Raw genomic sequence first — 11407 nt, 5'->3', positions numbered from 1 at the left:
GTCTGTACATGATCGGAAGATGGAGAAGAATAGTGTCTATTGTACTAATAAGCATGATTGTAATATCAAGCTTAACAATTGAGTATGCAGGGGCAGAACCTGTAAGTCCTGAAGGGGGCATAACTTACACTGGAAAGCAAAACGCAACGAGTGATGTTGCTCCTAGCGAATATGAAGATGCGGCCTTGAATAAGGAAGACGATGGCCAACATATGGGGGTTAATACCAAACAAAACGAAGAGGCTTTTTTCGATTACGGACCGCCTCTAGGCTTTTCTGTAGCAGACAGTGTGTATAAATTTGTGTATGGAAATGCTTTATTATATTCGACTCTTATGGGGCCGGCTGTCAGATATACATCAATGAATGTTTTTAATGGTGGAGGAATATATACTTACGATGACACTCAGAGTTGGCCAAGCCTAATTAATGCGCTGTCGACAACCTATAGCCAAGAAGCAAGTGGCTATGATCAGAAATGTGTCTTGTATGTCGATAATACAGTACAGTGTAGATACGGTGCACAAATATACGATGATACATCGGGTTGGCCAAGTTTGATTAATGCAAGGTCGATAACCAAAAATATTAATAATTATTCTGACTATCGTTGCGTCCTCTATATAAACAATACAGTATCTTGCAGAGATCCTTGGAATGGCCCTTACGATGATACATCGGGTTGGCCGAATTTAACTAACGCAAAAGCGATTAGCCTAGCCTCCGACCAGAACGGTGTTGGTGTTCGTTGTGTCTTGTATAAAGACAACAAAATAAGATGTAGGGATGGCTATGGGGAATGGGAAGAATACGTTGGCGCTTGGCCAGATTTGACCAATTCGAAATCATTTTCTCATCACTTCAATCCCGAATCGGGTGAAGTATACAATTATGTCGCATACACCAATGTAAACCCTGCGATTGAATACATATCGAATAATACACAATATGTCAATAGAAATACGGGTCAATATATTTCCATATCAGGAACGGTCAGGGATATGGACGATGATAACGTAACAATCAGTGCTACAATTGCTGGGATCACAAAAACCACTGTAATACCTAGTGCTTACAACGCAAAGTCGTGGACACTGGTATGGAATGTAGATAGCGATAATATTCCAGTCGGAACATACTCAAACATTACGGTTACAGCAAATGATGGACTTTGGGGTACCGCAGGTCAAAATTACACAGGGACCGTTTATGTCAGCAATCCACCGAAGCCCCCGGCGAACCTGGGTTTTAATTGGAACACGACAGATTGGCAGTGGTTTAGAACACAGCCACAAGTTACTTGGAATTTCAGCCATCCCGATGCTGGTAAAACGCAATCGCTGTACCATGTGCAGCGGACCCAATCTGATTGGAACAACATTGATTACGACACTGGAGGGGTCTCCTCTAGCGATACGTACCACAGCATGGGATGGTCTCACCAAGGCACAAACTATGTCCGAGTACGAACGGCCGACTCAAATGGCTCCTGGTCCGATTGGTCGTATAAGACATACCAATTTGATTCGAACGCACCGAACGTCTTTAACTACAACGTTGGTACGACTCCTGTAAACATCGTCGACGGCGGAACAAAAAACATTTCCGTTGAGGTTTCAGATGATCGGTCAGGGGTAAGATTGTGGGATGCATATTATCAAAAACCAGATGGTCAGTGGGTACAGGCAATAATCCGTGTAACGCAGAACGGATCTGTTTGGACGATGAGCGTTCCTATCACATTAGAAGGGAACTATAAAGTTCATCTTTATTTCGGGGATACGGCGGGTAACGGAGCTGTTCAGTATCCTTCGGAATTAAACTTTGCTGTTGACCGGACACCTCCTACTGTGCCAAGTAACCTGGCCGCATCCAATCTCACGGCTACCAGCGTGGTCTTAAATTGGAGCCCCTCATCAGATAGTTCAGGCATCAGCGGCTACAATATTTATCGGGATTCGGCGCTGATCGGAACAACATCAGGCGGGATCACCAGCTATACGGCTACCGGATTATCAGCCAATACGACATATCAATTTACCGTGGCCGCTAAAGATATTTTAGGGCACGTATCCAATCCGAGCAACGCGATAAACGTTCTCTACGATACCATTCCGCCGACGGCGCCAAGCATATCGCTGTCGAACTGGACACTAACGAACGTTACGTTAACGATAACTCCTGGCACAGACAATGGTAGTGGCGTACAGAAGAGTCAATATAAGATTGGTTTGTCAGGGGCTTGGACGGATTATGTTTCACCGGTTGCTGTTGGAACGATAGGACAACCAACCGTATACGCGCGTACGATAGATATGGTCGGGAACATCGGTCCGGAGGCTTCAACAACGATTCCGGAAAACGTGACGACGAATCCCGCAAATTTAAGAGTTGTCAGCCAATCCGGTACGACCGTACAGTTGGCTTGGGATGCGCCGAAAGATATTGTCGGCGTTGTAGGCTACGATATTTTGATAGGCGCCGCGGTCACAGGCACTTCCACGACCACAAGTTATCAGGTTACGGGGCTAACAGAGGGTGCTACATATCAATTTAATGTAAGAGCAAGAGACGCTGCAGGGAACGTATCCGGGAATAGCAACACGGTAAGTGTGACGATTCCGGACTATACAGCACCGTACGCGCCGACGAATTTGCGAATTACAGATCAAACGGGCACCACCATCAATTTGGAGTGGAGTGCTTCCTCAGATAATATCGGCGTAACGGGCTATGACATTTTAATTGGAGATAATATTGCGGCCGCAAGTACGACAACGAGCTATCAATTTACAGGATTAGCGGAGGGAAGAACCTACCAATTTAGCGTACGGGCAAAAGATGCAGCCCAAAATAGTTCCTCTAGCAGCAATACGGTGACGGCAACCATTCCGGATTACACACCTCCGACTATTCCGTCTAACCTTAGAGTTGCAAACCAAACTGGCACCACAGCGATGCTAAATTGGAATGCATCAACGGACAACATCGACGTAACAGGGTATGACATTCTCCAAGGTACGGTAGTGACCGGTACAAGCAGCACATTGAGCTACGAGATTACTGGACTCAATGATGCGGCTTCGTATCAATTTAGTGTAAGAGCGCGGGATGCAGCAGGAAATGTTTCGGGACTGAGCAACGAAGTCAACTTAACATTAGCGGACACAACGCCACCGGCTCCGCCTGCCAATGTGCGAGTAACCGATCGAACCGGCAATTCACTTACCTTGGTTTGGGAAGCGGTGAAGGATAACGTTGGCATTTCACGCTACGACGTTTACATGGGGGGGAACATGATCGGTAGTACGGCAACCACCAACTTTGCCGTTTCAGGACTATCACCTGGTGCTACATACCAGTTTGTAGTGAAATCGATCGATACATCAGGAAATGTTTCTGGGCCAAGCGCTACGCTTACAATGACCACCATGACGCCTGCTCCGGGTTCTGACAGCTATACTTCTCATATAACATTGAAGAAGCTGGAAAGATGCTGCAACACTACCCTAACCACTGAGGACGCGGTTAATTGGCCGAGCGTGACCAACGCCAAATCAATCTCCTATTATACGCATCAAGGCATTACAACGGTGTGGAGATATGTTTTATACAATGATCTTACAATCCGGCTTTTCAAATATGACGGTAGGAACATCATTGATGCAGGTAACGATGCAATGATATGGCCAAGCCTAACAAATGCGAAAACCATTTCCTATTCAATGGACGGAACCTATGAATATCGATGCGTGTGGTATAACGATAACACGGTGAAGTGTAATAAATACGATTTTTATAATTATTATCATACAACAGAACTCATTGACGATTCTGCCAACTGGCCGGATTTGAGCAATGCAAGGGAGATTACTCGCTATAATCGGCCTGGCAGTCTGACGGAAAGGCGTGTTTTATTCAACGATAACACCGTAAAGCTTTACATAAAAGATAATTATGGCTACACCACGGTAACGGACGAAACACCACAATGGGCCGGCGTTGCCGGAGCTAGGTCTATTGCATACGCGCGTACGGATTCCTACGAATATCGATTTTTAGGCTATTTGGATAACAACCCGTCGATCCAAATAAACAACAACGATCAAACGAGCTATGTCAATGGAACCGCTAAGACCATTACCTTGTCTGGTACGGCAAGCGATCCGAATGGAGACAACCTAACCATCAGCGCCACGATTGCTGGCGTAACGAAAACGACAACGCTCTATAACACAGCTACGCCACAGCCGTGGAGTTTGCAATGGAATCTAGCAAGCGATCCGATACCGCAAAACACTTACACCAATATTACGGTTATGGCAACCGACTCATATGGAGCAAGCACCAATGCATTATATTCCGGTTTGATTCGAATCGATCGGTTACCGAATGTGCCTAATCAATTAAGTCCCGGAAATGCAAGCTCACCTGTAGTAATCTCAGGCGCAACGCCAAAATTCAGTTGGGTATTCGCGGATCCGGACGCCGGCGATGCACAAATGGCTTATCAGGTGATGGTCTACGATCAGCAGTCGAACGCGTCGGTAATCGACACCGGGTGGGTTACTTCGGGAAGCAACTCGTTTGCCGTTCCTTCGGCTACCCTAGGGCGGGGAAAAACGTATCGTTGGCAAGTTCGAGTGAAAGATAGCTATGGTGGCGAGTCCGGCATATCATCTTCGGCATTTATCCAAATTAATCAAATTCCGAAGATTGAATATACCGGAGGCGAAGAGCGACCTAACCATATTTACAGCTTCAATTGGAATTACAGCGACGGGGACGGGCAGCCGCAAGCCTCTTACCGAATCATGGGTTCCAAGACCAACTGGGCGTCAACCGAGTATGATACGGGCGTCATTAATTCGACAACGACGAGTTTCACAACGCCATCGTTAGCCGCTGGGACGTGGAGCTTTAAGATCATTGTGAGTGACGGTTTGGAATGGTCCGATCCGATGCCGCTAGGCATTATCGATAAAATCCCGCCGACAGTACCGGTGAAGCTCGAATTGGTGAACAAAAATACCGCTGCAGCCACTCTAGCTTGGCAACCGGCAACAGATAATATCGGAGTAGCGGGTTATGATGTGTACAACGGGGATGTCCTGGTAATCTCTACCACCAATACCGGCATTACCGTTCCGAATACCGTTCCAAACCGGCTGTACATTTTTGCGGTAAGGGCTAGAGACCTGTTAGGCAATGTATCGGAGGCCAGCAACACGGTTTATTATTACAACGGGGAGTACAGATATGTTTACGATGCCAAAGGTCGTATTGATTATATGCTCTTATCGTCAGGGCAAATATTAAAGTATGAATATGATGCAAACGGCAATTTACTGCGAATCGTGTTGCAATAAGGTTTAGGAACGGCTTGTTTGACGACTTTGGGATTGGAGGCAATGTATGATTAAGAAGTGTATATCCTTAACATTGGCTTGGGTGTTATTGTTCTCGATGGTAACACCTGTGGCCGGAGCTGCGGATTCCCCTAACATGGGGGATAGCCGCGGCGGATATGATACAGCGGTGAGTCAGGCTGTGTACTCGGCGGTAGCGCAGAATGTATATGATCGTGTCACGGATAATGTGTATTCTTCGGTTACCGAGAGCGTATACGGTACGATCGCCGGTCGTATCAATGAATTAAGTCTCATGTACAATATAGACATCTCGGTCATTCGTTTGAAGCTTCTGGAAGGGTATGAATTGCAAGATATTGAATGGGCGCTTCAGTTGCAGCAGCAAAATCACAAAGGACTGCAGGAGCTACTGGATATCCTACGTCCCAAAGGATTGTCTCCCATACCGGTTGGGGGAGGAGCTCGGAGGATGTCTATTGCTAGCGACAATCCGTATGCTTCTGAGATTGATGCCGCCGGAGTAAAGGCGGTTAATACGAATCCGGACCAGGCTCCGTTTCAAGTGAACTCGGGCAGGGAACAAATCTCCACTTTAAGCGGTGAGCTGACAATTAAGGAAACAGATCTAACCCTGCCCGGCAGGAGCGGGCTTAGCTTTGCACTAACAAGAACGTATCGAAGCAACTCATCCGGATTTTTCAAAGAAGATACGGAGCTTGTCCATCCGGGTACGCTCAAATTTCAGTACAACGGTTATACGTACACGCAAACCATGGATAGCAGCGGCAACGTTGTTTCTTCCCCTAAGACGGAGAAACTTGAGACCCAAAACTTCAGCAATGCGACGGACTTTAATGAGGCATCGGATTGGATCATTGCCAATCAAGGAAAAGATATTACGTATTCCAATTGGACGGGGCCAGATGCGAACGGAGTATATACACGAACGATTCAGGGCGTTTCATCGAATGCACAATATAAAATATTGAATCAGGATGTATCGAGTATTTCCTATTTCCGAAACAAAGCATCGGAAAAACCAAAGGAGCAAAAATGGTTCCCCATTGGCGCCGGATGGAGCTGGAGCCTTCCCTTTATTGATTGGGAGACCGAAGGGTTTTCAGGATATGTTTATATAGGGGATGGAAGCTCGTATAAATGGGCAGTCGGAAATAGGCTGAGCAAATACCCATTTGAGGATTTATATATTGGGAGGACAAGCGCCAGCATCGTTGTAAACGGAGAAACGGCCGGATACGAATTAAATAATAATGTGACGAAGAGAACGGTTTATTTTACCCAAGACGGAAGGCCGATCCAGATCTCCGATGCGTATGGGAATACGATCCAGTTCGAGTATAAACAAGTCGAATCGTATGGGAAAGTGCTCGGGACAATACGGGATGCCATCGGCAACACGATTGATATCAACTACACCGCAACACAAGTGATACTTACTTCGAATGGCAAAACCGTCGTATACACAAAAGTGTTACAGGATAACATCTTCCCGGACCAGCCGTGGCGAAATAAAAAAACGGATCTGCTCGTATCGGTGCAAGACGTAATGGGCAACACCACAAGATATGCCTATTTGGAAGGAGACACTCCGTCATTTAACTTAACTAACAATTCCGGTATTGCCGTTCCGAACAAGCATGCGTATGTCAACACTGTCGAATATCCGACAGGGGCCAGAACGATGTATACGTATGAATCGGTTCCAATCTTCCGGTATTATAGCGAAAATTCTTTTACACGGAAATACCGTCTTACCTCGAGGGAAGATCAGGTATCCATGAACGGGAGCACGGTGGCGTACAATCACCAGGACTATTCTTACGAAAATGATATGGCGACAAGGCCAACGTACCGATTCGATACTTGGGGCAACCGAGTGATCCCAAATGATGTATATTTCAAAACGATCATAAATGACGGGTTGAAGACGACAACGGTTAATAATGTAAGGTACTATCACAACAGACTTACCGATTCAGGGGTATTCCTCGATACCGAAGAATTTTACTATAATCTCGGGAGCACGGTGAAATCGGGAGATCAGCAATATGATACGACCCATACGTATGATCTTGGTAAAGACAATCCGAACCCGATTGAAACCAAAACACAATATCAGGATGCGAGCGGGACGAGCACCCCTGTTATCGTCAAACGAACCTACGATAACTACGGCAACGTGCTAACGCAAACCGATCCTAACGACATTACAACAAGGTACACGTACGATTACGGCTTGCTTAAAACGATGACCAAGCCAGTCAATGCGAACTTGACTCATTATGCAGAATACGAGCGCAATGCCCAAGGTAGCGTTACGCAGCTCACGGTAAAAGACAATAATACAACCGGTCCATTGCGGTTAAAAGTAAACTACAATAACTATGATGCATTCGGTCATCCGACGAGCATTACAGTGACGGACGGTCAAAGCTCCCGAACAATCGATAAAGAATACAATAATGCGGCGCCTTATCGAGGCGGATTTTTGACCAAGCAAGCTGTACTGGTTACCGACGTCGAGGGGAACCGTACGCCCATCACACAGCAGTTTGATTACTACACCGATACAGGGCTGCTGAAGAAGCTTACGGACGGGAAAAATTATGGTACTACATATCAATACGATGCTTTTGGTCGCGTTACGACGGCCACATTCCCAGACGCCAGTCAAGTCAACATCACATATGACGATGTCAGCAACATGGTCACTTCACGAGATGAGACGGGAGTCACAACGATTACAAAATGGAATCCGATCGGCTTGAAGCTGTCGACTACCATACAAGGAAGTGGAACCATTGCCTACGAGTACGACAATAAAAGCCGTCAAACGGCAATAATCGATGCACTGAATCATCGGACACAAATGATCTATGACAACTTCGATCGACCGGTCGAAACCATTGCTGCAGATGGCAGCAGATCGAAGCTGGCATATAACGATGTCGCCAGGACCAAGACGGCAACCGATGGCGAAAATAACAAATCGGTTGAAACGTACGATAAGCTGGGCCGCGTCATTCGGAGCGAATTATTCAATGCAAGTAATGTATCATTAACGCACTCCACGTTCGATTATGATTATATCGGGAATGCCGTGCAGGCCATTGACGGTAAAGCACAGCGTACCAAGTATACGTATGATATTCTTGGCCGGTTAACATCGGTGGAAGACGCCAAGAACCAGAAAATGAATTATAGCTATAATTTCGCGGATAAACTGACGCAAATTCAGTACCCGGATTTAACCGTAGTCCTTAATCAGTATGATGAGCTGGGGCGTCTGATTCAAAAAACGGATCAGGAGGGGGCCATAGAGAAATATTTCTACGATGCGAACAACAACCTAGTGACCCGAATCGACCGGAAAAATCAGACGACGCTGAACACATTCAACTCGCGCAACAGACTGACCAAAAGCGTCGTCGGCAGCGAGATCGTTGAGTACGATTACGACAATGCTGGACGCCGGACGCTATTAAAGGATGCCACGGGATCGACCCAATATCTGTACAACACGATAGGTCAACTGGCAACAGTCACCTTCCCGGACGGCAAAACGATGAATTATACGTACGATCTGCAAGGGAACCGTAAGCAAATGACGGATCCGTTCCATAACGTTACGGTATACGATTATGACCAGAAGAACCGATTGAGTCATTTGGGGCCAGCACTGAACGACTGGGATGCAGGTTATTCGTATAAAAATAACAATTTGCTTTCAAGCGTCAGTTTGCGAAACGGGATTAGCTCAAACTACACTTACAATGGCACCAATCTGGCCCAACTGACGTACCAACGTTCAGGTATAACGTTAAGTCCGTTCCAGTATAATTATACGTATGACAACAATCTCAATCAGACAAGCAAGACGGAGAACGGGGCATATTTTGAATTTGCATACGATGAACTGAACCGTATATCGACATCGTCACAATTTAGCGAACAGTATCAATACGATGCACGCGGCAACCGCAGTTCACTGCAAACGAGAAACAACCTGCTGGACAAAAATAAGCCGAACTACCAGTACAATGCCCGTAATGAACTTGTTCACGTTTCCGATGCGAACGGGGCCAATATAAGTTACACGTATAACGGGGACGGATTGTTATACGAACGGACGGAAAACGGGCAAACGACGCGTTACTACTATGATGGAGCCAGTGTCATTGCAGAAGGGAATGTAGCAAACGGTGCGTCCAGCTTGAAGACGAGATATGTGCGCGGCAACGGTCTCGTCGCCAGGGTTGACGCTAACGGCACGAAGTCATATTATGTGCATAACGGCCATGGAGATGTCGTGGGGTTAACCGACGGCAGCGGAAGTATACTGAATCAGTATACGTACGATATATGGGGCAATCCGCTCGTTGCGCAAGAGCAAATCAAACAACCATTCCGTTACAGTGGCGAACTCTGGGATAGCAGCACGAACTTGCAGTACCTCAGGGCCAGATGGTACGATCCGAGTGTAGGACGGTTTATAAATCAGGATACGTATGAAGGGGATATTACGAATCCTTTGACGTTGAATCTTTATACGTATGTGCATAATAATCCGTTGAGGTATAGCGATCCGAATGGTCACTGGGCTACCGAAATTACTGCCAATTGGACCATTAATGAGATGAAATGGCAATGGGAAAAGGCTTATTCTGCTAACAATACTGACAAAATGAAGTATTGGGCTGGAGAGGCTAATAAGCTTCGAGAACGAATGAGGACGGCAGGATATTCTGAGTCTGATATTATGCAAAGCGATGACTATTCTATTCCAGAAGCAGTTGTAATGGATATTGCTTGGGCTTCTACAATAAATTGGATAGAAAGCGACTCACTCGGATTAAAGTTATATGTTGATGCAGTTCAAATGATAATTCCTGACCCAATGGCTTTGGGAACATTGAAGGGTCCAGGTGGAATGAAGTTTTCTTTTAGTAATTTGCCTAAAAATCCAAATGAACTATTGAAGAATGGTTGGAAAGATGTGACTCCTGATGGTATGCTTAAAAATACAACTTCCCGAGAATATCATGACGAGGTTACTGGATTTAAGGTAAGATTTGATCCAGGGAAAGAAGGAGCAAATGGATTTGAAGGTATGGACCATTACCACTTTTATAATCCAAATAGTACTGGTAAAATGGACTATTATATTGATAAAAGTGGAAATCCTGTTCCAAAAGGCTCTAAGCCATCACATATTGTTCCTTAAAAGGACTGAGATTAGGTATGAAACCATCTGAGCTATTGAGTAGTTTAAATTTACATGACAGTCTTGTAAACAGTATTTCTTTAGGCGAATCGGAATTAGAAATCGAGTTAGAATTGTGCAATTGGAAACAAGAAGGCTTTCAAGAGACCGAGGAAGAGATGTTGCTGTGTCAGTTAAATTTCTTTGAAGTAAGAAACCTCCATTTGGAGCCTGTGAATTTCTCATTTGATAGCAATGAAATTCTCGAAGTGCAGATTGAAAGCGTTGATGATGCGAGAGAACCTGAGAAAATTAGGATAGTGCTTTCAGGAGGAGAGGATGTTGTGATCATTGCCTTTGAAGCGAACGAGGTTATTTTTATAACAAAATGAATAAATTATATGCCTGTTGGTTTTACCACAATGCGACTAAACCTCGCGTTGTGGTTCTTTTTTATCTGCCGCGGCCACTAGAAATCGGAAATAGCTGAATAACGTTTGCGCGGCGGCGAACAGCGCTTCACTTACTCTCTCTGAATTTAATAATACATAGCCAGTTCTCTCGGCGGACGGGGGGCTGTCACCCCGCTTCCTTAGGGCTGTTATACGATTTCACATGTAGCCAAAATTGTAGCGTGATGGATATGCTGATGATCCCTGAAAACCTTGCCCGTACGTATTCACCACATGGCGACGAATTGGGCGTAAAACGCCCAGAAATCGCCGTAGATGGGCGCTACTGTCCTACCGTGACTTTCGACTGTTCTGAGGATAGAAATGGGAAATTGCCCGGTTTCTATCGCCTGTAACCA

Annotated in this window: 3 protein-coding genes; all 3 read left to right on the top strand. The window is 45.6% G+C overall.

Annotation, left to right across the window (positions count from 1 at the left end):
- The first annotated feature begins 8 nt into the window (after positions 1-8).
- The 3 genes from KXG62_RS27675 to KXG62_RS27665 are packed head-to-tail and all read left to right on the top strand — an operon-like array spanning position 9 to position 10988.
- Entirely contained in the window at positions 9-5369 is a 5361-nt protein-coding gene (locus KXG62_RS27675) for a fibronectin type III domain-containing protein (protein WP_218095267.1), read from the top strand.
- A gap of 46 nt (positions 5370-5415) precedes the next feature.
- Positions 5416-10617, top strand: coding sequence for an RHS repeat-associated core domain-containing protein (locus KXG62_RS27670; RefSeq protein ID WP_218095266.1), 5202 nt, complete (start codon positions 5416-5418; stop codon positions 10615-10617).
- Positions 10618-10634: 17 nt separating this feature from the next.
- Positions 10635-10988, top strand: coding sequence for a hypothetical protein (locus KXG62_RS27665; protein ID WP_218095265.1), 354 nt, complete (start codon positions 10635-10637; stop codon positions 10986-10988).
- Positions 10989-11407 lie beyond the last annotated feature (419 nt).

The organism is Paenibacillus solanacearum, assembly GCF_910593845.1.
GTDB classification, from domain to species: domain Bacteria; phylum Bacillota; class Bacilli; order Paenibacillales; family NBRC-103111; genus Paenibacillus_G; species Paenibacillus_G solanacearum.
This window is presented reverse-complemented; position numbering and strand designations above follow the sequence as displayed.

Bases quoted from the DNA above. Each gene is read 5' to 3' on its own strand.
- KXG62_RS27665 (WP_218095265.1), top strand. From the start codon at position 10,635: ATGAAACCATCTGAGCTATTGAGTAGTTTAAATTTACATGACAGTCTT.
- KXG62_RS27670 (WP_218095266.1), top strand. From the start codon at position 5,416: ATGATTAAGAAGTGTATATCCTTAACATTGGCTTGGGTGTTATTGTTC.
- KXG62_RS27675 (WP_218095267.1), top strand. From the start codon at position 9: ATGATCGGAAGATGGAGAAGAATAGTGTCTATTGTACTAATAAGCATG.